Origin of the sequence: Pseudoalteromonas sp. SWYJZ98 (assembly GCF_015864495.1) — a bacterium.
GTDB classification, from domain to species: domain Bacteria; phylum Pseudomonadota; class Gammaproteobacteria; order Enterobacterales; family Alteromonadaceae; genus Pseudoalteromonas; species Pseudoalteromonas distincta.
Window position 1 is genome coordinate 1 of record NZ_JADYXA010000096.1, and the last position, 1,140, is coordinate 1,140.

A 1,140-nucleotide genomic window follows, 5' to 3' on the forward strand; every position below is an offset into this window, starting at 1 on the left:
GCAGACATCGACAATCTAAACGCGGCCATTGCGGCTGGCGTTCGATCCGTCACCCTCGGCGGGCAGACGGTCATTTACGGAACGCCGGAGTCGCTGATCCAGGCCCGGGACGACATGAAGAAGGAACTGGCCGCACAAAGCCCGCAGCGCCCCCGCCAGTCCTATGCGTTCTACGCAGGTCGAGGGTACGACTGATGGCTCGGTACAGCGCAAACGGCAAGTTGATCGGCCGACCACCCAAGAACCCCCAGCCTGAGCAGACTCCGGTCGCCCAGGCCGCACGCACGTTCACCAACCGCTACGACGCCGCAGGGCAGGGCCGCCGCCTCGCTGGCTGGACACCACCCTCCAGCGGCCCCAACACGGCCATGGCTGGCCTGCAGACGATCCGCAACCGCTCGCACGACGCGGTGCGCAACGACTGGAGCGCCAAGAGCGTCACCCAGAAGTGGGCCACCAACCTCGTCGGCATCGCCATCACGCCGNTGCGCAACGACTGGAGCGCCAAGAGCGTCACCCAGAAGTGGGCCACCAACCTCGTCGGCATCGCCATCACGCCGCGCTTCAAGCGCATCACCAGCAAGACACGCAAGCAGGAACTGACGGACCTGTGGAACGACTTCGTGAAGAAGGCAGACGCCGACTGCGTGCTCGACGGCTACGGCCAGCAGACCCTGGCCGTGAAGTCGTGGCTGGCCGCCGGTGAGGTGTTCGCCCGCCGTCGTGCCCGGTTCCTTGACGAAGACGGCCTCGCGGTGCCCATGCAGGTGCAACTGCTGGAGGCCGACATGGTGCCGCTCATGGACGCGGACCAGTGGAAGGGCCTGCCTGTCGGCCACGTCATCCGCTCCGGCATCGAGTTGAACAAGCGCGGCAAGCGCGTGGCGTACTGGGTTTACAAACAGCACCCGGGCGACAAGGGGTTCATGGGCGTGATGGACCCCGACGCGCTGGTGCGCGTGGCGGCATCAGACATGATCCACATGTTCGAGCCCGACCGTCCCGGTGCCCTGCGCGGCGTGCCCACCATGGCCTCGGTGCTGGTCAAGCAGCGCAACGCCGTGGACTACGAGGACGCGACGCTGGAGCGCCAGAAGCTGGCGAACCTGTTCGTCGCCACGATCTCGCGCACGCTGCCCC

At 66.7% G+C, this 1,140-nt stretch carries 2 protein-coding genes; both read left to right on the forward strand.

The window, feature by feature from the left end:
• Window positions 1-195 (forward strand): phage head-tail joining protein (locus I6F10_RS19960; protein ID WP_197099310.1); only part of this gene is annotated, 195 nt, incomplete at its 5' end.
• Between the two features lie 173 nt (window positions 196-368).
• A partial coding sequence (locus I6F10_RS19965) for a phage portal protein (protein ID WP_442960951.1) occupies window positions 369-1,140 on the forward strand: 772 nt, incomplete at its 3' end.